Source organism: Pseudomonas alliivorans (assembly GCF_017826695.1).
Classification (GTDB): Bacteria; Pseudomonadota; Gammaproteobacteria; order Pseudomonadales; family Pseudomonadaceae; genus Aquipseudomonas; species Aquipseudomonas alliivorans.
The window spans coordinates 457,635-483,736 of record NZ_JAFFZW010000003.1 but is presented as its reverse complement, the minus strand read 5'-3'; the positions used below and the strand labels follow the sequence as shown (position 1 = coordinate 483,736).

Annotated in this window: 23 protein-coding genes; 7 read left to right on the top strand and 16 right to left on the bottom strand. The window is 58.9% G+C overall.

The window, feature by feature from the left end; translation table 11 throughout:
* Positions 1-17 precede the first annotated feature (17 nt).
* Positions 18-1,118, bottom strand: coding sequence for a glycine betaine monooxygenase reductase subunit (gene gbcB / locus JTJ32_RS11380; protein WP_099228682.1), 1,101 nt, complete (start codon positions 1,116-1,118; stop codon positions 18-20).
* A 310-nt stretch (positions 1,119-1,428) separates the two neighbouring features.
* On the opposite strand from gbcB, the gene gbcA reads away from it, so the two are divergent.
* Positions 1,429-2,727, top strand: coding sequence for a glycine betaine monooxygenase oxygenase subunit (gbcA, locus tag JTJ32_RS11375; protein ID WP_184322508.1), 1,299 nt, complete (start codon positions 1,429-1,431; stop codon positions 2,725-2,727).
* A 214-nt stretch (positions 2,728-2,941) separates the two neighbouring features.
* Positions 2,942-4,711 (top strand): fibronectin type III domain-containing protein, encoded by a 1,770-nt coding sequence (locus JTJ32_RS11370; RefSeq protein ID WP_210042074.1) that lies wholly within the window; start codon positions 2,942-2,944, stop codon positions 4,709-4,711.
* Positions 4,712-5,350: 639 nt separating this feature from the next.
* Here the strand turns inward: JTJ32_RS11370 and etfB are convergent.
* The 6 genes from etfB to JTJ32_RS11340 all read right to left on the bottom strand — a co-directional run bounded on the left by etfB (position 5,351) and on the right by JTJ32_RS11340 (position 13,247).
* A complete protein-coding gene (gene etfB, locus JTJ32_RS11365) occupies positions 5,351-6,157 on the bottom strand; it encodes an electron transfer flavoprotein subunit beta (protein ID WP_210042072.1) in 807 nt (268 codons plus the stop codon).
* The gene (gene etfA / locus JTJ32_RS11360; RefSeq protein WP_210042070.1) at positions 6,147-7,367 is read right to left on the bottom strand and encodes an electron transfer flavoprotein subunit alpha; all 1,221 of its coding nucleotides are present in this window, start codon (positions 7,365-7,367) and stop codon (positions 6,147-6,149) included. Before etfA ends, etfB begins: the two co-directional genes overlap by 11 nt.
* On the bottom strand, positions 7,367-9,331 hold the full coding sequence (gene dgcB / locus JTJ32_RS11355; protein ID WP_210042068.1) for a dimethylglycine demethylation protein DgcB: 1,965 nt from the start codon (positions 9,329-9,331) through the stop codon (positions 7,367-7,369). The genes etfA and dgcB overlap by 1 nt, the downstream gene beginning before the upstream one ends.
* 247 nt (positions 9,332-9,578) lie before the next feature.
* A complete protein-coding gene (dgcA, locus tag JTJ32_RS11350; RefSeq protein ID WP_099228688.1) occupies positions 9,579-11,639 on the bottom strand; it encodes a dimethylglycine demethylation protein DgcA in 2,061 nt (686 codons plus the stop codon).
* A gap of 15 nt (positions 11,640-11,654) precedes the next feature.
* On the bottom strand, positions 11,655-12,185 hold the full coding sequence (locus JTJ32_RS11345; protein WP_004880220.1) for a DUF5943 domain-containing protein: 531 nt from the start codon (positions 12,183-12,185) through the stop codon (positions 11,655-11,657).
* A gap of 84 nt (positions 12,186-12,269) precedes the next feature.
* The gene (locus tag JTJ32_RS11340; protein WP_025993273.1) at positions 12,270-13,247 is read right to left on the bottom strand and encodes a dipeptidase; all 978 of its coding nucleotides are present in this window, start codon (positions 13,245-13,247) and stop codon (positions 12,270-12,272) included.
* A gap of 227 nt (positions 13,248-13,474) precedes the next feature.
* Here JTJ32_RS11340 and JTJ32_RS11335 point away from each other — a divergent pair, with 227 nt between their 5' ends.
* Both JTJ32_RS11335 and JTJ32_RS11330 read left to right on the top strand, forming a co-directional pair.
* Complete coding sequence (locus tag JTJ32_RS11335; RefSeq protein ID WP_210042066.1) at positions 13,475-13,885, top strand: lysozyme inhibitor LprI family protein; 411 nt, start codon at positions 13,475-13,477, stop codon at positions 13,883-13,885.
* Positions 13,886-13,939: 54 nt separating this feature from the next.
* The gene (locus JTJ32_RS11330; RefSeq protein WP_210042064.1) at positions 13,940-14,359 is read left to right on the top strand and encodes a DUF3010 family protein; all 420 of its coding nucleotides are present in this window, start codon (positions 13,940-13,942) and stop codon (positions 14,357-14,359) included.
* 160 nt (positions 14,360-14,519) lie between these two features.
* On the opposite strand, the gene fba is transcribed toward JTJ32_RS11330, so the two are convergent.
* The 7 genes from fba to tkt all read right to left on the bottom strand — a co-directional run bounded on the left by fba (position 14,520) and on the right by tkt (position 20,980).
* Entirely contained in the window at positions 14,520-15,584 is a 1,065-nt protein-coding gene (gene fba / locus JTJ32_RS11325) for a class II fructose-bisphosphate aldolase (protein ID WP_099228692.1), read from the bottom strand.
* A 114-nt stretch (positions 15,585-15,698) separates the two neighbouring features.
* Complete coding sequence (locus tag JTJ32_RS11320; RefSeq protein WP_004880229.1) at positions 15,699-16,025, bottom strand: MliC family protein; 327 nt, start codon at positions 16,023-16,025, stop codon at positions 15,699-15,701.
* A 54-nt stretch (positions 16,026-16,079) separates the two neighbouring features.
* Complete coding sequence (locus tag JTJ32_RS11315; protein ID WP_210042061.1) at positions 16,080-16,271, bottom strand: hypothetical protein; 192 nt, start codon at positions 16,269-16,271, stop codon at positions 16,080-16,082.
* Positions 16,272-16,357: 86 nt separating this feature from the next.
* The gene (locus JTJ32_RS11310; RefSeq protein ID WP_004880233.1) at positions 16,358-16,591 is read right to left on the bottom strand and encodes a hypothetical protein; all 234 of its coding nucleotides are present in this window, start codon (positions 16,589-16,591) and stop codon (positions 16,358-16,360) included.
* Between the two features lie 28 nt (positions 16,592-16,619).
* On the bottom strand, positions 16,620-17,783 hold the full coding sequence (locus tag JTJ32_RS11305) for a phosphoglycerate kinase (RefSeq protein ID WP_210042059.1): 1,164 nt from the start codon (positions 17,781-17,783) through the stop codon (positions 16,620-16,622).
* Between the two features lie 16 nt (positions 17,784-17,799).
* Positions 17,800-18,849, bottom strand: a complete 1,050-nt coding sequence (epd, locus tag JTJ32_RS11300; protein WP_210042058.1) for an erythrose-4-phosphate dehydrogenase — start codon at positions 18,847-18,849, stop codon at positions 17,800-17,802.
* A gap of 133 nt (positions 18,850-18,982) precedes the next feature.
* On the bottom strand, positions 18,983-20,980 hold the full coding sequence (gene tkt, locus JTJ32_RS11295; RefSeq protein ID WP_210042057.1) for a transketolase: 1,998 nt from the start codon (positions 20,978-20,980) through the stop codon (positions 18,983-18,985).
* A gap of 258 nt (positions 20,981-21,238) precedes the next feature.
* On the opposite strand from tkt, the gene JTJ32_RS11290 reads away from it, so the two are divergent.
* Positions 21,239-22,234, top strand: a complete 996-nt coding sequence (locus tag JTJ32_RS11290; RefSeq protein ID WP_099228696.1) for an ArsR/SmtB family transcription factor — start codon at positions 21,239-21,241, stop codon at positions 22,232-22,234.
* A 20-nt stretch (positions 22,235-22,254) separates the two neighbouring features.
* Complete coding sequence (gene metK, locus JTJ32_RS11285; protein ID WP_004880242.1) at positions 22,255-23,445, top strand: methionine adenosyltransferase; 1,191 nt, start codon at positions 22,255-22,257, stop codon at positions 23,443-23,445.
* Between the two features lie 87 nt (positions 23,446-23,532).
* Here metK and JTJ32_RS11280 read toward each other — a convergent pair whose 3' ends face one another.
* Both JTJ32_RS11280 and JTJ32_RS11275 read right to left on the bottom strand, forming a co-directional pair.
* Positions 23,533-23,880: a type II toxin-antitoxin system ChpB family toxin gene (locus JTJ32_RS11280; protein WP_210042213.1), complete on the bottom strand. Its 348-nt coding sequence runs from the start codon at positions 23,878-23,880 to the stop codon at positions 23,533-23,535.
* On the bottom strand, positions 23,877-24,131 hold the full coding sequence (locus tag JTJ32_RS11275; protein WP_184322268.1) for an AbrB/MazE/SpoVT family DNA-binding domain-containing protein: 255 nt from the start codon (positions 24,129-24,131) through the stop codon (positions 23,877-23,879). The genes JTJ32_RS11280 and JTJ32_RS11275 overlap by 4 nt, the downstream gene beginning before the upstream one ends.
* A gap of 246 nt (positions 24,132-24,377) precedes the next feature.
* Here JTJ32_RS11275 and ligB point away from each other — a divergent pair, with 246 nt between their 5' ends.
* On the top strand, positions 24,378-26,060 hold the full coding sequence (gene ligB / locus JTJ32_RS11270; RefSeq protein ID WP_210042056.1) for an NAD-dependent DNA ligase LigB: 1,683 nt from the start codon (positions 24,378-24,380) through the stop codon (positions 26,058-26,060).
* The last annotated feature ends 42 nt before the right edge of the window (positions 26,061-26,102 follow it).

Genomic DNA, 26,102 nt, shown 5'->3' with positions numbered 1-26,102 from the left:
CCTCACCTGAGCAGACCTCAATACTCGATCCGCACGTCCCCTTTCGGCACGCTGCAGCAAGAGAGGATGTAGCCTTCTGCGACGTCCTCGTCGGTGATGCCGCCGTTGTGCTCCATCTCCACTTCGCCGCTGATTTTCATCACCTTGCAGGTACCGCAGATCCCCATGCCACAGGCCTTGGGGATCATCAGGCCCAGCTTGGCGGCAGCGGCGTGGACGGTTTCACCCGGTCCCACCCGAATGCTCTTGCCGGTGTCAGTGAACTCGACCTGATGCAGATCGGCAATATCGATGTCCGGTGCATCCGCAGCGATTTCCGCCTGCTCGACTGCATCGGCGCGCGCCTCAGGCGGTGTCGCACCAAAGGACTCCTCATGGTACTGCGCCATGTTGAAGCCGTTTTCCTGCAGCAGACGCTTGACCGCCGACATGTAGGGCGTGGGTCCGCAGCAGAACACCTCGCGGTCCATGAAGTCCGGAGCCATCAACTCAAGCATCTTCTGATTCAGATAGCCGCGGTAACCGGCCCACGGCTCACCCAGACCGTGTTTTTCACAGACCAGGTGCAAGCTGAAATTGTCGATCCGCGACGCCATGTGTTCCAGCTCGCGGTGATAGATGATGTCCTTCGGCGAGCGGGCGCTATGCACGAACACCATGTCGACGTTGGCGTTGGTGTCGTAGAACCAGCGCGCCATGGACATCACCGGCGTGATGCCGACACCGCCGCTGAGGTAGAGAACCTTCGGGCTGGGAAAATCGATGGCGTTGAACAGACCGACCGGCCCGTGCACGGCCAGCTCCTGGCCTTCGTGCAATGTGTCGTGCAGGTAGTTGGAGACCTTGCCGCCCGGCACACGCTTGACGGTGATCGAGAAACTGTAGGGCACCGACGGCGAACTGGAGATGGTGTAGGAGCGCATGATAGGCACGCCGTCGATTTCCAACTCCAGGGTCACGAACTGACCGGGCTTGAAAAAGAACAGGATCGGCTGGTCGGCCATGAAGCAGAAAGTGCGTACATCCCAGGTTTCCTGGATGACTTTGACGACACGTACCAGGTGGCGCCCGTTGGCCCATGTCTGGGTTGTGACCGGGCTGAGGAAACTTTGGGACATACAGTATCTCCACGGCCGCCTGTCGGCCTCTTATGGTGCGGATTCTGCTTAACCGAAGACGTCGTCACTTATCCATCAACGACATTCACGTACTTACGGCGACCAGCCCCCAACGACAAGGTGTTTCGCGTCGGGAACGGATTCGGCCATGTCGCGCATGGATAAGGTTCACCGCGCGCCCGCCTCCACACTCGCCACCAAGGGCAATCAAGCAAGGACGACTGATCCGTCGCCCTGCGTGCAGCGCTACAACAACCGTATCAGCCACATTCGCAGGCCGCCTTCAGACGCGGTCATGAGGGATTTAACGATGGACGTCACCGCAACCCTGAGCCTGGGCGACTTGCTGGAACCTGCACGCAAGGCCACTGCCGAGATGCTGCAGAATCGTGAACGCACGTATTCATTGCCGCAGCCTTTCTACAGTGATGAGCGGCTGTTTGAAATCGACATGCAGGAGATTTTCCAGAAGGAGTGGCTCATTGCGGGGATGACCTGTGAAATCCCGGCCAAGGGCAATTACCTGACACTGCAGATCGGCAAGAATCCGATCCTGGTCGTGCGCGGCCCGGATGGAGCGGTCAACGCGTTCCACAACGTCTGCCGTCACCGAGGCTCGCGTCTGTGCACCGCCGAGAAAGGCAAAGTGGCCAAACTGGTCTGCCACTATCACCAGTGGACCTACGAGCTGGATGGCCGCCTGTTGTATGCCGGCAGCGAGATGGGTGCCGACTTCGACATGACGCAGTTCGGCCTGAAGCCGGTGAACGTGAAAACCGCCGGCGGTTACATTTTCATCAGCCTGGCGGAAAACCCGCCGGCCATCGACGAGTTCCTGTCGACCCTGCGCCATTACATGGAACCCTACGACATGGAGAACACCAAGGTGGCGGTGCAGACCACCTTGATGGAAAAGGCCAACTGGAAGCTGGTGCTCGAAAACAATCGCGAGTGCTATCACTGCAACGCTTCCCACCCCGAACTGCTCAAGACTCTGCTGGAGTGGGACGACGTAACCGACCCGCGTGCCGATCAGGCCTTCAAGGACCACGTGGCCGCCTCTGCCGCCGCCTGGGAAGCCGAGAAGATTCCCTACGCCCACGCCAGCTTCGGCCTGCGTAACCGCATCGTGCGCATGCCACTGCTCAAAGGCACCGTGTCGATGACCCTGGACGGCAAGGTCGGCTGCAAGAAACTGATGGGCCGTATCCAGAACCCGGACCTGGGCTCGATGCGCATCCTGCACCTGCCTCACTCCTGGAACCACTGCATGGGCGATCACATCATTGTGTTCACCGTATGGCCGATCAGCGCGCAGGAAACCATGGTTACCACCAAGTGGATCGTCCACAAGGACGCGGTCGAAGGTGTGGACTACGACGTCGAGCGCATGCGTCAGGTCTGGGATGCCACCAACGATCAGGACCGTCGTCTGGCCGAAGAAAACCAGCGTGGCATCAACTCCACAGCCTATCAGCCAGGTCCTTATTCAAAGACCTATGAGTTTGGGGTCGTCAACTTCGTCGACTGGTACAGCTCGCGCATGCTGGAAAACCTGGGGGCCGAACCTGCGCCGTATCTGAAAGGCGTGGCGGTCAATCACGAATAAAGGCTCGGCACATAAACCCACGAAGTTCAGGTCATACCTGAACTTCGTACTCAAAACGCTCTACCATCCGTCTTGAATCCTTTAAATATGCACCGCCCCTCTCATGACCCGGCGTTGCACAGCTTTTTCTCCGACTAAACTTGGTTGACGTTCCAACGGAATGGAAACGTACGACGCACCTCATGCGTACGTTATTTAGTGCACGGAGAAAAACATGTTCACTCGCTACTTATTCAAAAAATATATACACCGCTATATCTCGAACTTCAGAAAGCGGAGTGCCGATGCGGCCTCCAACATGCCGGATATGTCCCAAAAAAATATCCTCATGGGTTTCTGGCATAACTGGGGGCCGGAACCAGGTCAGGGTTACCGGCAGGGCATGTTCAAGGAAATGCTCCTGAGCGAGGTTCCGGAGGCCTACAACGTGGTGGCAGTGGCCTTTATGAAAGGCAACGGCATCCCGACCTTCAAACCTTACAAAGGGACCGATTCAGAGTTTCGTGCCGAGGTCGCCAAGCTGAACGCACAAGGCAGAGCGGTGCTGATCTCACTGGGTGGCGCCGATGCCCACATTGAATTGCATGCGGGTCAGGAAGCCGCGCTGGCCGCTGAAATCTGCCGGCTGGTCGAGGTCTACGGCTTTGACGGCCTGGACATCGATCTTGAACAGACCGCAATCACCTTTGCCGATAACGCTACGGTATTACCTGCTGCACTGAAACTGGTGCGCGACCACTACAAAACCGAAGGTCAGCATTTCATTATCAGCATGGCACCAGAGTTTCCTTATCTCCGGGAATCCGGGCCTTACCTTGCCTACATTTCAGCTCTTGAAAATTACTATGACTTCATTGCACCGCAGTATTATAACCAAGGCGGTGATGGCATATGGGTTGATGAACTGAATGCCTGGATCACTCAAAACAATGATGACCAGAAAAAGGACTTTCTTTATTACCTTACCGACAGCCTGATCAATGGCACACGGGGGTTTTCATCTATTCCTGCCGACCGTCTCGCCATCGGCTTGCCAAGCAACAATGACGGGGCAGCTACCGGCTATGTGATTGACCCTCAGGATATAAAAGACGCAATGGCAGACCTGGAAAGCGACGGCAATCCGATTCGCGGCCTGATGACGTGGTCCATCAATTGGGATGACGGCAAAGACAAGGACGGCAAGCCCTATGACTGGGAGTTCGTTACTCGTTATGGCTATCTGACTGAAGGCGAACAACCTGGGCCGGACAAACCGCCAGCACCCGCTCACTTCAGGTCAACGACACAAACCACCGACTCCATCACGCTGCTATGGGATCTCGTGGAGTGGAATAAGCCAGTCCTGAGATATGACGTGTATCGTAACGGCGTTCACCTGCCTGAAACGACACATCCTCCGTTCATGGATACTGGTCTTGAGCCGGGCAAAGCCTACGATTACCAGATCACAGCGACTGACACAGATAACGTCACCTCAGATAAATCCGCCGTCATCAGTGTCAGTACCAAGGTAGAAGGTGGAGGCGAGCGGCCGACCGCCCCGACGGATCTGCACACGACAGAGATAACGACAACAAGCATTTCGCTGCTGTGGAACCCATCGTCCGTCGGCCTGCACCCGCTGATGGAATACGATTTGATTCGAAATGGAGACCAGATTGCCGAGATCGAAGCACCCGCTACCAGCTTCACAGACAGCGGGCTGACCGCCAACACCCAATATGAGTATGTGGTCTTCGCAAGGGACACCGGCAACGTGTTTTCCGGCCCCAGCAATATATTGAAAACCGCCACCAAAGGTGAGGACGGCGGTGATGTGCACGAATGGGTGTTGGACCACAGCTACAAAGTGGACGATCGGGTGAGTTATGAGGGCATTGTGTACATCTGCATCGTGGCTCACGTTTCAAACTCAGGCTGGACGCCCCCGGAAGCCTTCACGCTTTGGGTGCCTTATGCACTGAGAGCCAAACGGCGCTAGTCCCTGACGCGCTATGCCAGTAGAACTCACTTGGAGCAGGCGTTACACGGCAAGATTGAAATGACTTACCCACAGGACCCGTTCGAGACCTCTGGGTAAGTCGTTTTCAAGCCAGACATACTGAAACCTGAAGAGCTGAAAGAGAGCCGCCTCAGGAGCTGTCTATTTTTTGACCAAATCGCTACAGTCCCCGTCAGTCAAGGGACGCAGCCGATCGCGAACATGTTATCCACAGAAGCACCAACAGACTTTGGGTACAACTTGGCGTTGCGTGACGCAGATTGTGGAAAACCTGCTAAAAATCAAAATTTGCAACGTAAATCGAGCAAAGCAGCGCTGGCATGCGTTAATTGACTATTTTTTGTACAAACCCTTGAAAGCCTTATAAAACGGGGCTTTCAGCGAATCACGAACAACTTGCCCACAGGGACGCCAACAGAGATTGTGGGTAGTTATTAGAACAGGCAATGGCCGGTGGACTGTTTACCCACATGGAAAAGTCTTGGAAAAACCGTGACTTAAGCTGATCAATATTTGACCACACCTGTGTAAGCCACAGTTTACAAGGCGTTCAGCAAAGCGCGAACACGTTATCCACAGGCGAACGCACAGGGATTGTGTGTAAGTAGACGTCCTGCCTTAGCGCACGACGCCCTCTTCCACCAACAGTTTCAGAATCGCGGCTGCGCCCTCCTCCGGGCTCAGCCCCTTGAGCACTTGCCCACCGCCACCACTGGCCTTGGCTGTCGCGGCTTTCATTCGATCAGCACCACTCTTGGCCTTGATCACTTTCAGGCGCTTGGGTCTTGGCTTGGCGGGCTGCAGCGCCGGACCTGTGAGTAACTCATCGGTCACCACCTCAACCTCATCAACGCCTAGTACCCCGCGTTGCGCCGGGCCATAAGCGCTCTGGCGCGGTTTGGGTGCCGCGTTATCCACAGTCGCGAGAAAGGGCAGACGTACCTTGAGACGGCGACGCTGCCCACGAGGCAGCGCCTGCAGAATCAGCGCAATACCGCTATCCAGCGACTCGACCTCGGCAAGCCCGGTCACCAGTGGCCAGCCGAGCTTTTCGGCCAGCAGGAACGGCAACATGCCTGACCCCTCGCCGGTTTCCGCCTGACTGCCGGTCAGCACAACTTGCGCGGCTGAATCTCGAATGTAGTCAGTCAACGCCGCCAGCGCGTCGGCACCTTGCGGCTGTTCCAGCACATGCAGTTCGCTCAGTCCCATGCCCAGATAAGCGCGCAACGCAGGCTCCTGTGCATCGCCTGCATGCAGCACCCGCAAGTTATCCCCAACCAGCTGCAAGCCGAGTTCAACTGCGCGTGCATCCTGTTCAGCGCGGCGCGCACGGCCTGAGGTCGGGTGAGCTCCTACAGACACAAGGCTGATGATCTGCACCTCAGACTTATCCACTACCGCTTTACTCTGTTCAGGCCGCATCTCGTTTCTCCCCATTGCGCCAGGCCTCAACCGCCGCAATCAGCGCGTCGAGAATGGCCGCGCTCTCACCAATTACTGACAGATCGGCGCGCTTGACCATGTCGCAGCCTGCATCGAGGTTAATGGCAACGACCTTGTCGCAGGCGCCAATGCCCTGCAAATGCTGGATGGCACCAGAAATACCCACGGCCACATAAACCCGCGCAGTCACCCAGGTGCCGCTGGCACCGACCTGGCGCTCACGGCCCATGAATCCGTCATCGACTGCAACGCGCGACGCACCTTCGGTCGCGCCCAGGGCCATCGCTGTACGGTGGAACAACGCCCAGTCCTTGACCCCGTTACCGCCGGACAGAATGAACTCGGCTTCCGCCATGGGGATAACTGCGGGATCGACTGTGACTGCCCCCAGATCTTCAATGCGAGACAAGCTGCGTGCCACCGTTGTGGATAACTCCACGACAGCAGCTTCATGTCGTGTCTCGCTCACGGGTTCTGCACATTCAGCCGCCGCCAGGATGAGCCTTGCGACGGGCCGGATCAGATCTTCCCGTCCAGCACCGGCCCTGCCGATGCACTGCTCGTCCTTGACCTGCCAGACACGGGTCGCTGGGCGCTCGCCGATACTGGCCGCAAACCGACGTCCGAGTTCGCCACCACCGGTGCGGCTGTCGGGCAGCAACCAGTGGCGAGGGTTGAACTGGTTATCCACAGCACGCAGCCCCTGCACGCGCTGCTCGGGTGAGTAACCGTTGAACTGACTGCCGTCCAGGATCAGCAAGCGGTCAACGCCCGCTGTCTCGAACGTGGTTTCCTTGTGTTCGCCGAACACCACGGCCAGAACAGCGCCTTGCGTGCCTGCCAATTGACGAGCGAGGCCCAGCAGGTCACGGTCGTGGCTACTCAGGCGGCCACCCACCATGTCCGGCACAACGCTGATGTAAAACGCCGGATCGAGAACCTGATGCAACGGCAGCTGCACTTCAGAAGCAGCCGAGCGCTTGACCGCGCCACCCTGTTGCGCACCGCTGCGGTCAATGCGCTTGATGCCATTAGGTCCGATAAAGCCCGCGCCGTGCACGTTCTTGCGCATCAGGCCGTTAGGCCCCATCCAGCTGGCCTGCGAGGGTTGCATCGCCGCATGCAGCGGGTGCAGGCGGTTACGGGCGATCCACTCGGCACGTGGGTCTCGGCGGATAATGTCGCTCATCAGTGCACCTCCGCAGGTTCACGTTTTGCCGGGACAGGCTTGCTGGGGATAACGTCATCTTCCAGCAGTGCATCGGCCACCAGTTCGGCAATGTCCTTGATCAGCGGCCGAGGCTCGACCACGCCTTCGAGCATGGCCGTGCATTGTGGACAACCCACCGCCACCAGCTCGGCACCTGTCTCGCGAATATCATCCATGCGCATGTCAGGAATACGCTGCTTGCCCGGAATGTCAGTGATCGGCGCGCCGCCACCGCCGCCGCAGCAACGCGAGCGGAAGCCCGAGCGCTGCATTTCCTTTATCTCGATACCCAGCGCACGCAGCACGTCGCGAGGTGCTTCGTATTCGCCGTTGTAGCGGCCCAGGTAGCACGGATCGTGATACGTCACGCTGGTGCCTTTGTGCTGCCCCAATCTCACGGATCCGTTCTGAATCAGCTCGGCCATATACGTGCTGTGATGCTGCACCTGATAGTCGCCACCGAACGCGCCGTATTCGTTTTTGAGTACGTGAAAGCTGTGCGGATCGCAGGTCACGATGCGCTTGAAGCTGTACTTGGCCAAGGTCTGGATATTGCGTCGGGCCAGCATCTGGAAAGTCGCTTCATCACCCAGACGACGCGCCACATCACCACTGTCGCGTTCTTCCAGCCCCAGCACAGCGAAGTCGACGCCGGCGGCTTTGAGGACTTTGACGAAGGCACGCAATGTGCGCTGGTTGCGCATGTCGAACGCGCCGTCACCGACCCAGAACACGACGTCCACGGCCTTTTTCTCACTGAGCAGGCTCAGATTCAGATCCGCCGCCCAGTTCATGCGTCCGCCCGGTGCAAAACCGCCGGGGTTGTCGGTGGCGATCAGGTTGTCCAGCACTTCGGCGCCCTTGTTCGGTGTCGCGCCTTTTTCCAGGGTCAGGTGACGACGCATGTCGACGATGGCATCGACGTGCTCGATCATCATCGGGCATTCCTCGACGCACGCCCGGCAGGTGGTGCACGACCACAGTGTCTCGGCGTCCACCAGACCGTTGACGATCGGCTGATGCGGGTTGCCGCCGTGCTCGCCGATCGGCTTGCCTTTACCATCCAGCGACGGATACGGACTGCCCGCAAAATGGGCATCGGTGCCGCCTGCCAGACCCACGACCATGTCCTGAATGAGCTTTTTCGGATTGAGCGGCTGGCCTGCCGCGAACGCCGGGCATGCCGCTTCGCACTTGCCGCACTGGACGCAGGCGTCAAAACCCAGCAATTGATTCCAGGTGAAATCCGCAGGCTTTTCCACACCCAGCGGCGCGCTCGTATCCTTGAGGTCCAGTGGTTTGAGACCGGTGGAACGACCACCGCCGAAGCGCTCGGCGCGACGGTGCCAGGCCAGGTGCAGCGCACCGGCGAAAGCGTGCTTCATCGGCCCGCCCCAGGTCATGCCGAAGAACAGTTCGCTCACACCCCACAGCACACCCAGCCCCAGGATCACGGCCAGCACCCAGCCGCCGAAGTGTTCGGGCAAGATGCCCGCCACCGGCAGCGTGACCAGGAAGAAGCTCGCGGAAAACGCCATCAGGCTTTTCGGCAGGCGCATCCATGGCCCTTTGGACAAGCGTGCGGGCGGATTCAGGCGACGTCGATAAACAAAGATTGCGCCCACGAACATGACAGCCGTCATCAACAGCAACGCGTAGCCGAGCAGGCGGTTATGCAGACCGAAGCCATGCACCAGAATCGCCAGAATGATGGACGCTACCGCACCGCCTGCCGTGGCGACGTGGGTGTTGGCGATGTATTTGTCACGGGCGACCACATGGTGCAGATCGACCATGTAACGCTTGGGCATGGCCAGCAGCCCGCCCAGCCAAGCGACGTCGGAGGCCCGCCCGTTGCGCCACATTTTTACCCGCCGCATCGCGCCCAGCACTGCAAGGGCCAGGGCGCAGAACAGCAGGATGGGAAGAAGAGTGTCTAGCATCTGAAGCTCCCGAAAGCCAAGCGGTCTTGCAGGCCAAATCGTCTGATTGCCGCAACGTACTGAATGAAAGCTATGCCTTGTGGGTGGGGGCTTGCCCGCGATGAACGATTACAACGCACTCCTGATGCACCGCGTCGACCGCATCGCTGGCAAGCCGCCTCCCACAGTCCAGTGCTTACTGCGCGACAGCGCTGTGTCATGGACATAGCGATAGCTCCCACAAGACCGTGACACCTCAAAAAAACCCTCAGAAATCCTTACAAAGGCGCAAGCCGTCGTAGATCGCTGCGTGGGTGTTGCGTTGCGCCACGCAATCGCCAATGCGGAACAGCAGGTAACCGTCGCCCGGCTCGCTCAACGAAGGCTGCGGCTGAATGGCGAATAGCGCGTCAATGTCGATCTGGCCCTTGTTGCGCGAACCGTCCTTGAGCGCGTAGTAAATCGCCTCGTCGGGACGCACACCGTTCTCCACCACCACCTGATCCACGACCCGCTCTTCCTTGGCCCCGGTGTACTCGTTCTCCAGCACGGCCACCAGCTTGTCGCCCTCGCGATAGACCTTTTCCAGCATCATGTCGCCGGTCATGATCACTTCCTTGGGGTACATGCTGCGGTAGTAGGTCGGGAACGACGTACCACCAATCGCCACGCCGGGCTTGATGTCGTCGGTGACGATTTCGACCTGGCAGCCCTTGTCGGCCAGGAAGTCGGCCACGGACATGCCGGTGAATTCGCAGATGGTGTCGTAGACCAGTACGTTCTTGCCCGGTGCAACCTTGCCATCGAGCACGTCCCAACTGCTGACCACCAGCCCTTCGGCAGCGCCCCAGTGCTCGTTCTGCTCCAGAAATGGATGACCGCCCACCGCCAGCACCACGATATCGGGACGCAGGTCGAGGATGGTGGCCGCGTCGGCAGCGGTACCCAGACGCAGGTCGACTTTCAGGCGCGCCAGTTCCAGCTGGAACCAGCGGGTGATACCGGCAATCTGGTCACGTTGCGGCGCTTTGGAAGCTGTGGTGATCTGCCCGCCGATGAACTCTTTTTTCTCGAACAGCGTCACATCGTGCCCACGCTCGGCAGACACCCGCGCCGCTTCCATTCCGGCAGGCCCGGCACCCACCACCACGACCTTGCGTTTCGGCCCGGTGGATTTTTCGATGATGTGTGGCACGCCCATGTATTCACGCGACGTGGCGGCATTCTGGATGCACAGTACGTCCAGCCCTTGGTACTGGCGGTCGATGCAGTAGTTGGCACCCACGCACTGTTTGATCTGGTCGATCTGGCCCATTTTGATCTTGGCGATCAGGTGCGGATCGGCAATGTGCGCACGCGTCATGCCGACCATGTCGACATAGCCGCCTTCCAGAATCCGTGTGGCCTGATTCGGGTCCTTGATGTTCTGCGCATGCAGCACAGGTGCCTTGACCACTTCCTTGATACCGGCCGCAAGATGCAGAAACGGCTCCGGTGGATAACTCATGTTGGGGATCACGTTGGCCAGCGTGTTGTGGGTGTCACAGCCGGAACCCACGACACCGATGAAATCGATCATGCCGGTATCATCGTAATACTTGGCGATCTGTTTCATGTCCTCGTGACTGAGGCCGTCAGGGTGAAACTCGTCGCCACAGATACGCAGCCCCACACAGAAGTCAGGACCCACTTCCTTGCGCACGGCTTTGATCACTTCCAGGCCGAAGCGCATGCGGTTTTCGAAACTGCCGCCCCATTCATCCGTGCGCTTGTTGACGCGCGGGCTCCAGAACTGGTCGATCATGTGCTGGTGCACGGCTGACAGCTCCACACCGTCCAGGCCACCGGCCTTGGCTCGTGCTGCGGCGCTGGCGTAATTGCCGATCACGCGCCAGATTTCCTCGGGTTCGATGGTCTTGCAGGTGGCGCGGTGCACCGGCTCACGAATGCCCGAGGGCGACATCAGGGTCGGCCAGTGATCGCCGTCCCAGCGAGAGCGGCGCCCCATGTGGGTAATCTGAATCATGATCTTGGCGCCGTGCTTGTGCATGGCGTCGGCCAGATTCTGGAAATGCGGGATGATCCGGTCAGTGGCCAGGTTGACCGACTTCCACCAGCCTTGCGGGCTGTCGATCGCAACACTGGACGAGCCGCCGCAGATGGCCAGACCGATACCGCCCTTGGCCTTCTCTTCGTAATACTTCACGTAACGGTCGGTGGTCATGCCACCATCGGTCGCATAAACCTCGGCATGCGCAGTGCTCAGCACGCGGTTGCGGATGGTGAGCTTGCCGATCTGGATCGGCTGGAACATCGCTTCGAAAGCCATAACGCGATCCTCGATTTACAGCGGTTTGACGACAAAGAGTCCGTCGTCATGACCTTCTTCCGAACCACCGTAGACCTGCTCGGCCACCGTGCGGATCGAGCTGCCGCTGGCGGCCAGGATCTGATCCATGGCACCTGCGAACCAGCCGGTGAACATGTAGTCGACCTTGCGTCCGACCTTGCCGTAAACATAGACAAAACAGGAGTGCTCGAGCTTGACGCTGGCCGTACCCTTTTCGAGGTCGATGTCCTGAATCTTGAACAGTCCCCAACCGCGCTGCGAGAGGCGTTTCATGTAATGTTCGAACACGGCGACGCCTTCAATGCCGTGGCATTCGGCCTCTTTCTCGCACCAGTGCCAGGCCGACTTGTAGCCCGCCTTGTAGAGAATCTCGGCGTAAGCGTCGGCGCCCAGTACTTCTTCGATGCCCATGTGGTTATTGACGAAAAAGTGGCGAGGCACGTAAAGCATCGGCAGTGCATCAGAGGTCCAGACACCGGTTTCGCTGTCGACTTCGATGGGCAGTTGCGGGGCGATTTTGGCCATGGGGAACAAACTCCAGATGATTCGGGTTACACCCACCGCAATCAGGGCCGTGGGCGTGTAATGGGTTCAGGTGTAACAGGCGGTTTATTCGCCCCAGACGTCGGCGAGAACGTTTACCCAGTTCTCGCCCATGATCTTGCGCACTACGCGCTCTGGATGGCCGCGTTTGAGCAGCGTTTCGGTGAGGTTGGGAAACTCACCCACGGTACGGATGCCCAGCGGGTTGATGATCTTGCCGAAGTTGGTGAGGCGGCGGGCGTAGCCCTTGTCGTGGGTCAGGTACTCGAAGAAGTCCTGGCCGTGCCCCTGAGTAAAATCGGTGCCGATGCCGATGGCGTCCTCGCCGACGATGTTCATCACGTACTCGATGGCTTCGGCGTAATCGTCGATGGTCGACTCGATGCCCTTGGCCAGAAACGGCGCGAACATGGTTACGCCCACGAAGCCGCCATGATCGGCAATGAACTTCAGTTCGGCATCGGACTTGTTACGCGGGTGTTCTTTAAGACCGGACGGCAGGCAGTGGGAGTAGCAGACCGGCTTTTTCGATTCGAGAATGACTTCTTCGGAAGTCTTGGAGCCCACGTGGGACAGGTCGCACATCACGCCGACGCGGTTCATCTCGGCCACGATTTCGCGACCAAAGCCCGACAGCCCGCCGTCCCGCTCGTAGCAGCCGGTACCGACCAGATTCTGGGTGTTGTAGCACATCTGCACGATGCCGACGCCGAGCTTCTTGAAGATCTCGACATAGCCAATCTGGTCTTCATAGGCATGGGCGTTCTGGAAGCCGAAGAGGATACCGGTCTTGCCCAGTTCCTTGGCCTTGCGGATATCGGCGGTGGTGTGGACCGGCATCACCAGGTCGCTGTTTTCCCGCATCAGCTTCAGGCTGGTGCAGATACTGTCGATGGTGGCCTGAAAGCCTTCCCATACCGACACGGTGCAGTTGGCCATGGTCAGGCCGCCCTTGCGCATGTCTTCAAACAGTTCACGGTTCCACTTGGCGATGATCAGCCCGTCAATAACGATGCTGTCGGCGTGCAGTTCGGCTGGGCTCATCAGGCTGTCCCCATTCAGGTTCTTGCGCACCGAATCGGCTGTCGGCGCTATTGGGGTCAGCATATGCCGGAGGGTTGGCCGAGCCGGGTGCAAAAACGACAAGGGGCTTGCCGAAAGCGTCAAGAAACGACAAAGGGTGACAGCACTTCGTCACACCCTGCCGTAAACCTGTTCATTGTCACGCGGTTAGGACAGAATTCGTTACATCAATGGATCGGAGCGACTCAATGAGAACGATTTTCCTGACCATGGCCCTGATGGCCACGGCCGTGACAGGCGCACACGCTGCTCAGAATCCGGACAGCACGCCTTGCGATGGGGTCGACGCTGACAATCAGACGCTGGAGTGCTCGGCCTATAGCCGACACACCGCGGAAGAACTGCTCAAGGAAAACTTCCACAACCTGCTTCAGCGGGTCCAGTCGCAGTTCGTCGCCAACAAAACTCAATTCAACGACTTCACCAGCAAACTCAAGACTGCTCAGGCAGCCTGGGAAAAACTGCGTGATGCCGATTGCGCGGTCGAGGTGTTTCCATCGGCAGCAGGCAGCAAGGCGTTCACCATCAGTGAAAACGACTGCGTGGCACGCATGAGTGATGAACGGTCGGAGTATCTGGAGTCGATTGCACAGGAATAACGCCAGCGATGAGATAACCTGTTTCTTTTATGAATCACTTCATCAGGTTTTCTCATGATTATTTGCGGTGTAGAAATCAAAGGCAGTGAAGCCATCTTTGCTCTGGCCACACGTCAGCAAGGCGGCATCGCACATCTGTCACTGGCGACGAAAAAAATTGCGCTGGAAGATGACGACGAGTGTGCCAACGTCAAAGCCTTCGCCACTCGGATCGCCAGCTTTGTTCGCGAGAACGGCATCAGCCATGTTGCGATCAAGAAGCGCAGCAAGAAAGGCGAATTCGCCGGCGGCCCGACCACGTTCAAGATCGAAACGGTATTCCAGTTGCTGGCCGATTGCGACGTGACGCTCGTTTCCCCGCAAACCATCAACGCCCAGAACAAGAAACACGGCTTCGCCCTGCCCGACACACTGAACAAGTATCAGCATGAGGCTTACAAAACGGCGTGTGCGGGGTTGATGAAGTCGGTTTAGGAAACGCCGCGGGCTGGACGAAGAATGCCCTGAGAAGCGTTACCCCGCTGGAGCGCGGGCATGCAGCCCGTGACGTTCTGCATCACATTCCAGCAGCACCATAGGTTTCTGAAGACACAAAAAACCCGCATCGCTGCGGGTTTTTCAATGCTTGATCAACTCAGTTGATCTTGGCATCCAGCTCGCCGCGGGCGTAGCGTTCGAACATGGCGTCCAGGGAGATCGGTTTGATCTTCGAGGCGTTGCCAGCAGTGCCGAAGGCTTCGTAGCGGGCGATGCAGACGTCGCGCATGGCGACGACGGTCTTGGCCAGGTACTTGCGCGGGTCGAACTCGCTGCGGTTCTTGGCCATGAATTCGCGGATGGCACCGGTGGACGCCAGACGCAGGTCAGTGTCGATGTTGACCTTGCGCACGCCGTGCTTGATGCCTTCAACGATTTCTTCCACCGGCACACCGTAAGTCTCTTTGATGTCGCCGCCGTATTCGTTGATGATTTTCAGCCATTCCTGAGGAACGGACGAAGAACCGTGCATCACCAGGTGGGTGTTGGGAATACGCTTGTGAATCTCTTTGATGCGCTCGATTGCCAGGATGTCGCCGGTAGGCGGCTTGGTGAACTTGTACGCGCCATGGCTGGTGCCGATAGCGATGGCCAGGGCATCGACCTGAGTCTTCTTGACGAAGTCGGCCGCTTCTTCCGGGTCGGTCAGCATCTGGCTGTGATCCAGGACACCTTCAGCGCCGACGCCATCTTCTTCACCGGCCATACCGGTTTCCAGCGAACCAAGAACACCCAGCTCACCTTCCACCGACACGCCACAGGCGTGAGCAAAGGCAACCACGCGACGGGTCACGTCAACGTTGTATTCGTAATCGGCCGGAGACTTGCCGTCTTCCTTCAGCGAGCCGTCCATCATGACCGAGCTGAAGCCCAGCTGGATCGAACGCTGGCAGATGTCAGGGCTGGTGCCATGGTCCTGGTGCATGACCACTGGAATGTGCGGGAACTCTTCGATTGCCGCGAGAATCAGGTGACGCAGGAACGGGGCACCAGCGTATTTACGGGCGCCGGCCGAAGCCTGAACGATCACCGGGGAGTCGGTCTTGTCGGCCGCTTCCATAATGGCGCGCATTTGTTCCAGGTTGTTTACGTTGAAAGCTGGAACGCCGTAGCCGAACTCGGCTGCGTGGTCCAACATCTGGCGCATGCTGATAAGTGCCATTGTCTGTGTCTCTCCCGGTAGGGTCGTTAATCGTGCAAGCCTGCCGTAGTGGCGGCTGCTATTCAAGTTATACGCATAGGCCGCGAGCCCTGCGAATGGTGCACCGGCTACGGCTTATCTGGCTTTGCAGCCGCGACCGATCAAATCATTGGTGGCATCCCAATACACAAGGCCTTCGCTGCCCTTGTTGTCGAACGCCAGCACATTATTACTGTAAAGCGTGCCACTGGAAGCTCCCGGTTCGGCCTTTAGCCTGAAAACCTGATCGCTCTGATTCAGGCGCGCATCCACTTCTTTTTTAGCTGAATCGATATAGCGCCAATGAATCTCGGCACCGCTGTCGCAGACCCAGTGATTCCACGGGTCATTCTGTTGTGGCTTGCTCATCATCGAGCAACCGCCCAGCACCGCCAATGTTCCGAGGGCAATCAAGCCTTTCATGACTTCTCCTGGCCTGCCCTGCAAAACCCGGCGTGTGCCTGTGGCTTCGTGATGTCAGGGGCAGTTCTGTTCCTGTTTACCGTCATCGGCCGGCTCACCCGTGGCGCGCGCCTCGACCCGCTGACTGTTCTCGGTTGTCGGCACATCCACAGAGGCCGGGCTGAATACTTTGCAGGCATGTGAGCCCGAACCGGCACAACCGGCCAATGCAACGCAACTCACAAGCGCCAGGGCAGCGATCTTCATGGCAAAACTCCTTCTTCATAAAAAGATGTCCACCCACTAATGACCGCTGAAGCCTGCCGTGGTTGCCGCAAAAGCCTCAACCCGGTTCACGGACAGCCTGGCAACCCTGTTGCCTTGGGCATGAATTCATAACGATCCCATACCTCCTGGCCGCCGCGCTTGTAGATCACCGGCACCGTCTCGGCCTGCCAGCCCGCCTGATAACAACTCAAATGCAGCACATCGGTCCGGGAAGCGCTCTCGGCCTCTTCGGCTTCAGGCTTGCCTGCACAACCGCCCAGCAACCCTGCGATGAGGAACCACGGTAACGCCCTGACCATGTACGACTCCTTGTCCAAATGCCTGGATTCAGGCCTTGGCGCGTTGTTCAAGCACTTCAACTGCAGGCAAAACCTTGCCTTCCACGAATTCGAGGAACGCGCCGCCGCCTGTGGAAATATAGGAAATCTGTTCGGCCACACCGTATTTGTCGATGGCTGCCAGTGTGTCGCCACCGCCCGCAATGGAGAACGCAGAGCTTTCGGCAATGGCTTTGGCCAGCGTCTTGGTGCCTTCGCCGAACTGATCGAATTCAAACACACCGACCGGACCGTTCCACAGGATAGTCTTCGAAGATTTCAACAAGTCGGCGAAGTGCGCTGCGGTCTGCGGACCAATGTCCAGAATCATGTCGTCATCGGCCACATCGGCAATCAGCTTGACGGTTGCAGTGGCGCTTTCAGCGAATTCCTTGGCGACCACAACATCGGTCGGCAATGGCACACTGACCTTGGCGGCGATTTCGCGCGCAGTGTCCAGCAGGTCCGGCTCGTAGAGGGACTTGCCGACCTTGTGACCGGCTGCGGCCAGAAAGGTGTTGGCGATGCCACCGCCGACGATCAACTGATTGCAGATCGCGCTCAGACTGTTAAGCACGTCCAGCTTGGTGGACACCTTTGAACCGGCGACGATGGCCGCCATCGGCTGGGCCGGAGCGCCGAGTGCCTTGCCCAGTGCATCCAGCTCGGCAGCCAGCAGCGGACCTGCCGCAGCGACCTTGGCGAACCTGGCCACGCCGTGAGTCGAGCCCTCGGCGCGGTGTGCGGTGCCGAAAGCATCCATCACGAACACGTCGCACAGGGCAGCGTATTTCTGCGCCAGTTCGTCGGCGTTCTTTTTCTCGCCCTTGTTGAAACGCACGTTCTCGAACAACACGATATCGCCCGGCTTGACGTCAACGCCGTCCAGGTAATCGGCAACCAGCGGAACGTCACGACCCAGCGCCTTGCTCAGGTAGTCGGCAACCGGCTTGAGGCTGTTCTCGGCCGAGAACTCGCCCTCGGTCGGACGGCCCAGGTGCGAGCAGACCATCACGGCCGCCCCCTTTTCCAGCGCCAGCTTGATGGTCGGCAGCGAAGCAAGGATGCGTGCATCGCTGCTGACAACGCCGTCCTTCACAGGAACGTTGAGGTCTTCACGAATCAGTACACGTTTACCTTGCAGATCGAGGTCGGTCATCTTCAACACGGTCATGAGGCGTTCCTGTTTTTTACTGTTGTTGGTCAGCGACGCGCAGAAAGTGCTCTGCAACGTCGAGCATTCGATTGGCAAAGCCCCACTCGTTATCGAACCAGGCCAGCAGATTTACCAGCCGGGGTCCCGAAACGCGGGTCTGACTCGCATCAACAATCGCCGAATGCGGGTCATGATTGAAATCGCAGCTGGCGTGCGGCAACTCAGTGTAGGCCAGCAGACCCTTCAACGGGCCACTGGTGGCGGCCTCGCGCAGGATTCGGTTGATCTCTAGTGCATCGGTGTCACGAGCCGTCTGCAACGTGATGTCCAGACAGGACACATTGACGGTCGGCACGCGAACAGCTTTGGCCTGAATTCGGCCGGCAAGTTCCGGAAGCAGCCTTTCGATTCCGCGAGCAAGGCCCGTGGAGACCGGAATGATCGACTGAAACGCCGAGCGCGTGCGGCGCAGATCTTCGTGATGGTAGGCGTCGATCACCGGCTGGTCGTTCATGGCCGAGTGGATCGTGGTGATGGTGACGTACTCCAGCCCGACAGCCTGATCCAGCAGGCGCAGCAGCGGCACGCTGCAGTTGGTGGTACAGGAGGCGGCCGACACCAGCAGTTCGTTACCGGTCAATTTTTGCTGGTTGATGCCGAACACCACTGTGGCATCGACATCACCCTCGCTGGCCATCGGCTGCGAGAACAGCACGCGGGGCGCGCCAGCGTCCAGAAAGCGCTGCCCGTCTTCACGGGTGTTGTACACACCGGAGCATTCGAGCACCAGATCGACGTCCAGCGCCGCCCAGTCAATCTCTTCAGGCGTCGAGCTGCGCAGAACCTTGATCCGGTGATCATTGATGTGCAGATACTGCCCTTCGACCCTGACCTGACCGGGGAACCGGCCGTGGGTGGAATCGAAGCGCGTCAGGTATTCGAGACTGGCCATGTCGGCCAGATCATTTATTGCAACCACTTCAAACCCGGCTTTGACCCCTCGCTCACACAGCGCACGCACGACACAACGACCGATGCGGCCGTAACCGTTCAGGGCAACTTTGTAAGCACGGGGCTGAGGCATGAGGTTCTCTCGGATTTAAGCTGAACCCGCAAAAATGCGCCTGCCAGCTAATGCAACGGTCCAGACAACGAGTTGTCGTCCGAACCGTTCATTCGCGGGCAGGCGCGCTCCTGCGAGGAGACACACGTCTTGCTTAGTCTTCGAGCAGCTCTTCGGCGGTGCTCAGGACATTTTCCAGCGTGAAGCCGAACTCTTCGAACAGCGCAGGCGCAGGCGCCGACTCGCCGAAGGTGGTCATGCCAATCACGCGACCTTCCAGACCGACGTACTTGTACCAATAGTCGGCATGCGCGGCCTCGATGGCGATACGTGCGCTGACTTGCAGCGGCAGAACGCTCTGCTTGTACCCGGCGTCCTGAGCTTCGAACACGCTGGTGCATGGCATGGAGACTACGCGCACCTTGCGGCCCTGCTCGATCAGTTTGTCGTAAGCCTGAACGGCCAGACCGATTTCCGAGCCGGTGGCGATCAGGATCAGCTCAGGCTCGCCGACGCAGTCGCGCAGCACGTAGCCACCGCGAGCGATACCAGCCAGTTGGGCTTCGTCACGCGCCTGGTGAGGCAGGTTCTGACGCGAGAAGATCAGCGCCGAAGGACCGTCGTTACGCTCGATGGCGTATTTCCAGGCCACGGCGGATTCCACCGCATCGGCTGGACGCCAGGTGTCCAGATTCGGCGTGGTGCGCAGGCTGGTCAGCTGTTCGACCGGCTGGTGAGTCGGCCCGTCTTCGCCCAGACCGATAGAGTCGTGGGTGAACACATAGATCACGCGCTTCTTCATCAGCGAAGCCATGCGCACTGCGTTACGGGCGTATTCCATGAAGATCAGGAAGGTGGCGCCGTAGGGCACGAAACCGCCGTGCAACGCGATGCCGTTCATCATTGCGCCCATGCCGAACTCACGCACACCGTAGTGCAGGTAGTTGCCGTTAGGGTCTTCGCCGGTGATGCTCTTGCAGCCTTTCCAGATGGTCAGGTTGGACCCGGCCAGGTCAGCCGAACCGCCGAGGATCTCAGGCAGCAAAGGCCCCAGCGCGCTCAGGGCGTTCTGGCTGGCTTTACGGCTGGCGATGGTTTCGCCCTTGGCGTTGACTTCAGCCACGTAAGCTGCGGACTTCTCGGCGAAGTCAGCCGGCAGTTCGCCGCTCATGCGACGGATGAAATCGTTGGCCAGTTCAGGATGCGCAGCGGAGTAGGCCGCGAAACGCTGATCCCACTCGGCTTCGGCAGCCAGACCTTTTTCTTTCGCGTTCCACTCGGCATAGATGTCAGCCGGGATGTCGAAAGGACCGTGGTTCCATTTCAGGGCGGCACGGGTCAGGGCGATTTCGTCAGCGCCCAGCGGAGCACCGTGGGACTCTTCCTTGCCCTGCTTGTTCGGCGAACCGAAACCAATGGTGGTCTTGCAGCAGATCAGGGTCGGCTGATCGCTCTTGCGAGCGGTGTCGATGGCCGTCTTGATCTCGTCGGAATCGTGACCGTCGACATTGCGGATGACCTGCCAGCCGTAGGACTCGAAACGCTTCGGGGTGTCGTCGGTGAACCAGCCTTCGACTTCGCCGTCGATGGAGATACCGTTGTCATCGTAGAACGCGATCAGCTTGCCCAGTTGCAGCGTGCCAGCCAGCGAAGCGACTTCGTGCGAGATACCTTCCATCATGCAGCCGTCACCCATGAACACGTAGGTGTGGTGATCGACGATGGAATGGCCCGGACGGTTGAACTGCGCCGCCAGTGTCTTCTCGGCAGCGGCGAAACCGACTGCATTGGCAAAACCCTGACCCAGCGGACCCGTGGTGGTTTCAACGCCCGGGGTGTAACCGTACTCGGGGTGACCCGGCGTGCGGCTGTGCAACTGGCGGAAATTCTTCAGGTCGTCGATGGACAGGTCGTAGCCGGTCAGGTGCAGCAACGAATAGACCAGCATCGAGCCATGACCGTTGGACATGATGAAACGGTCACGGTCGGCGAACGCAGGGTTGGCCGGGTTGTGCTTCAGATAATCACGCCAAAGAACCTCGGCGATATCCGCCATGCCCATGGGGGCACCCGGATGGCCGCTGTTGGCTTTTTGCACGGCATCCATGCTGAGTGCACGAATAGCGTTGGCACGCTCACGACGGCTTGGCATCGCTGATCTCCTGGGAATAAAGGATTGGGATCTTAAAAAGGTGGCCATTTTCCCTCAGGGACCGGCCGGGGGCAATCACAGATAGTAGACCTTAGGCTTTTTTCCTGTGTTGTGGACATTAATTAGCCTGTCACTACTGGATAGCGCCAGCTTGTGACAAGTTCAGCAGGATCGACAGACGCCACCCATCGAGCAATATCAAAACTTTTTGATATTGGCCTTGCGACCTTATGAATCGATCACTAGACTGCGGACCCTATGAACCTGCGCGTGCCTGCAATCCGCCATGATGCATGCGACGACCTCTCTGCATTGTGCAAGGCCGGCGGCGATCCGTTGCGACTCAACGTTCTGCGTGCCCTGACCAACGACTCGTTCGGCGTGCTGGAACTGGCGCAGATTTTCGCGATTGGCCAGTCGGGCATGAGCCATCACCTGAAAGTGTTGGCGCAGGCCGATCTGGTCGCGACGCGGCGTGAAGGTAACGCGATTTTTTACCGTCGCGCCCTGCCCCATACCGACTTGCCCGGTGGCAGGTTGCACGCCGCCCTGCTCGATGAAGTGGACACGCTGGCATTGCCGGATGACGTTCAGGGGCGTATTGGTCTGGTGCATCGTCAACGCGCCTTGGCCAGTCAGGATTTCTTTGCCCGGACAGCGGAAAAGTTTCGTGCTCAGCAGGACCTGATCGCCGGCCTCGCCCAGTACAGTGAAAGCCTGCTGACACTGCTGGACAAGCTCAGCTTCGGCAACGAGGCAACAGCTCTGGAAGTAGGCCCCGGCGACGGCGGCTTTCTCCCGGAGCTGGCAAGACGTTTCAGGCATGTGGTCGCGATGGACAACAGCCCGGCGATGCTGGAACTGGCCCGCGACCTTTGTCAGCGCAAGGCACTGCTTAATGTCGAGCTGAAGCTGGCCGATGCACTGACCGACAGTAAAGTGCGCGCCGACTGCGTCGTCGTGAACATGGTGCTCCATCATTTCGCCGCACCGGCCGAAGCGCTGGCGCAACTGGCCGAATGCGTGCAACCCGGCGGTAGCTTGCTGGTAACAGAATTGTGTAGTCATGACCAGAGCTGGGCCAGGGAGGCCTGTGGCGATCTCTGGTTAGGTTTCGAGCAGGAAGACCTGGCCCGTTGGGCCATCGCTGCGGGGCTAGTTCCCGGGGAAAGCCTCTATGTAGGCTTACGTAATGGTTTCCAGATCCAGGTTCGCCATTTTCAGCGACCGGCTGGCGACACTCACCATCGGTAAAATGAAGGAAACCCGTAGAGATGAGCGAATACTCACTTTTCACCTCCGAGTCCGTGTCCGAAGGGCATCCGGACAAGATCGCCGACCAGATTTCCGATGCGGTTCTGGACGCCATCATCGCTGAAGACAAATACGCCCGTGTGGCGTGCGAAACACTGGTCAAGACCGGTGTGGCGATCATCGCTGGCGAAGTGTCGACGTCGGCCTGGGTCGATCTGGAAGACATCGTGCGTAACGTCATCCTCGACATCGGCTACAACAGCTCCGACGTCGGCTTCGACGGCGCGACCTGTGGCGTGATGAACATCATCGGCAAGCAGTCGGTAGACATCGCCCAGGGCGTTGACCGCAGCAAGCCTGAAGATCAGGGCGCCGGCGACCAGGGCCTGATGTTCGGCTACGCCAGCAACGAAACCGATGTACTGATGCCTGCTCCGATCACCTTCTCGCACCAACTGGTCGAGCGTCAGGCCCAGGCCCGTAAATCCGGCCTGCTGCCCTGGCTGCGCCCGGATGCGAAATCCCAGGTCACCTGCCGTTACGAAAACGGCAAGGTCGTGGGCGTCGACGCTATCGTTCTGTCGACCCAGCACAACCCGGACGTTTCCTACAAAGACCTGCGCGAAGGCGTGATGGAACTGATCGTCAAGCACGTCATTCCAGCGCACCTGCTGCACAAGGACACCCAGTTCCACATCAACCCGACCGGCAACTTCATCATCGGTGGCCCGGTGGGCGACTGCGGCCTGACCGGCCGCAAGATCATCGTCGACACCTACGGCGGCATGGCCCGTCACGGCGGCGGCGCGTTCTCCGGCAAGGACCCATCGAAGGTTGACCGTTCAGCTGCGTACGCCGGCCGTTACGTTGCCAAGAACATCGTCGCTGCAGGCCTGGCCGAGCGTTGCGAGATTCAGGTGTCCTACGCCATCGGCGTCGCACAACCGACCTCGATCTCGCTGAACACCTTTGGTACCGGCAAGCTGTCCGACGACAAGATCATCAGCCTGGTTCGCGAGCACTTCGACCTGCGTCCATACGCGATCACCACCATGCTGGATCTGCTGCACCCGATGTACAAGGCCACTGCGGCCTACGGCCACTTCGGTCGTACCCCGGTCGAAATGACCGTTGGCGATGACACCTTCACCGCCTTCACCTGGGAAAAAACCGACCGCGCCGACGCCCTGCGCGCTGCTGCCGGTTTGTAATTCTCCTGCGGTCATCAAAAGCCCCCGGCGACGTGAGTCTCCGGGGGCTTTTGTTTAGGGGGTGTCGCGCTCACTCAGTCAGTATTTTTACTCAAAGAGGGCGTGTATTCGGGCAAGCACATCGTTGATCACAACATCGGGAGCGGCCTCGATACACTTTGCCCCGCGAGCCTCCAGGTCAACCGTGCGAATCTGGTTACATAGAACCACACCCTGCGTCTCGGTGCCTGAACCGCTCAACGGGACTGCAAATCCGGCATAACGGGCGAAATCACCGTCTTGCGTTATCGGCGCGACGATTGCCAGGCCCGAGACGTTATACGCGGCGGGAGTAAGAACAAGCGCAGGGCGAAAATCGTCCTGCTGCTCCCGGCCAGCGGTCGGATTCAAATTAATGCGGACGATATCCGCACGATTGAATCTGGGCCGCCTCACACTTCGCGCCCTGTCGGCTGCATGGCGTTCCAATCAGACAATTCCTCAGGCTCGGCTGCGTCCAGATCGCACTGAGCCATCAGGTCGGACAGGCGATAATGCAGCTTGGCCCTGACAGGTTTGAGCGTTATCACTTCGGTAGAAACATCGAGCACCAGCACGTCGCCGCTGACAAGGCTCATCTGCTTGAGAACATTGGCTGGCAATCGTATTGCTGCGCTATTGCCCCATTGCTGAATTTTGACTTCCATACATCACCCCGCCAAATAGTAGATACATTGCAGAAACGTCACACCCTCTGCGCAAACAGTTATTTACACGAACACCGGCGCTCATCATCGACCCTTTTTTGTAACAGCGAACGAACCTTCCCGAGTGGATACAAGCGCCATCACGTGCAATGCACCAGGATCGCAAAACCCGGTAACCATGCCGACAAGCCTCACCGTCAGGCGACAGCTAGCCTTCCCCGGCCAATCCCAAGCAAGGATGCTTCGATGCTGTCTGTTAAACGCCTGATGAGTTTTGCCCTCCTGATCGTTCTATCCCCCTTCACCGGCGCCAGCCAATGTCCGAACTGGGCTGCCAGCAAGGCACAGGCAGAAATGCTGTCGCTTCAACAACAGATCGCCGCGTGGGACGACAGCTATCACCGCCTGGGCATCTCACGAATTCCCGACGAGCTTTACGATCAGTCCCGCCAGAAACTGGAGACCTGGCGTGGATGCTTTGCCGTTTCGACGCCGAGCGACAACCCATTGAAGACCGCAGGCGGCTCTGTGACGCACCCGGTTGCGCACACGGGTGTGAACAAGCTGGCTGACGAGGCGGATGTCAAAGACTGGCTGCAAGGCCGGACCGACCTGTGGATTCAACCCAAAGTCGATGGGGTGGCCGTCACGCTGGTTTACGCCAAAGGCAGACTGACACAGGCCATCAGCCGAGGTGATGGTGTGAAGGGGCAGGACTGGACGTCTCAGGCGCTGCTGATCAAGGCCATTCCCGATCAATTGCCGTGGCCGGACGACCTCATCCTGCAAGGCGAGTTGTACGAGCGATTGCCTGACCATGTTCAAGCATCATCAGGCAGCGTCAATGCCCGCAGCAAGGTCGCAGGCCTGCTCGCACGCAAGACACTGAGCCCTGCACAAGCCGACACCATCGGGCTGTTCGTCTGGGACTGGCCCAACGGGCCGATCACCATGAGCGAGCGTCTGGCCGGACTCAAGGCACTGGGGTTTGCCGACAGCGCCGCCTACACGCTGCCGCTCACAGATCCCACTCAGGCCGCACAATGGCGCGAGCACTGGTTTCGCAACCCGTTACCCTTCGCCACCGATGGCGTCATCATGCGTCAGGGCGAACGCCCCTCTTCCGAACGCTGGCAAGCGAAAGCGCCTTACTGGATCGCCGCCTGGAAGCACCCTTATGCGCAAGCGCTGGCCGAGGTGCGCAAGGTGAATTTCACGATTGGTCGCAGCGGCAGGATCACACCGATGCTTGAGCTGGTGCCGATCCGTCTGGACGACCGGACCGTCAGTCGCATCAGCACCGGCTCGCTGCAACGCTGGCAGACGCTGGACATCCGCCCCGGCGATCAGGTGGCAATCAGTCTGGCCGGGCTGACCATTCCACGCCTCGACGGTGTCATTACACGCAGTGTCGAGCGGGTGCAGGTGAGCGTTCCGCAGGCCAGTGACTTTCATGAACTCAGTTGCTGGCAACCGACTCAGGGCTGCGAAAGTCAGTTCCGGGCGCGGCTGATCTGGCTCAGCGGCAAGAAGGGGCTGGCCCTGAATGGCGTAGGCCCGGGGACTTGGGACAAGCTCATCGAAAGCGGGAAAATCAACGGACTGGTCGATTGGATGACCCTCGATCAGGCTGAGCTTGTTAACATTCCCGGTCTTGCCGAGCGTAGCAGCGCTAAACTGTTCGCCAGCCTGCAGACGGCGCGTCAAAAGCCGTTCAAGACATGGCTCAAGGCTATCGGCCTGCCGCCTGCCGGAAGCGCTCGACTGGATGCCGATTGGGATCAGTTGGCAGCGCGCAGTGTTGAACAGTGGCAGGCCGAGCCCGGCGTCGGTCCGGGACGAGCGGCAAAACTCACTGCGTTTTTCAACGACCCGCACGTGCGGGCATTAAGCCAGCAATTGCGTGTTTCGGGTATTTCAGGTTTCTAGAGTCCGGGTTTCACTTTTTATGCCCGGACGTTGTTGTGTTCA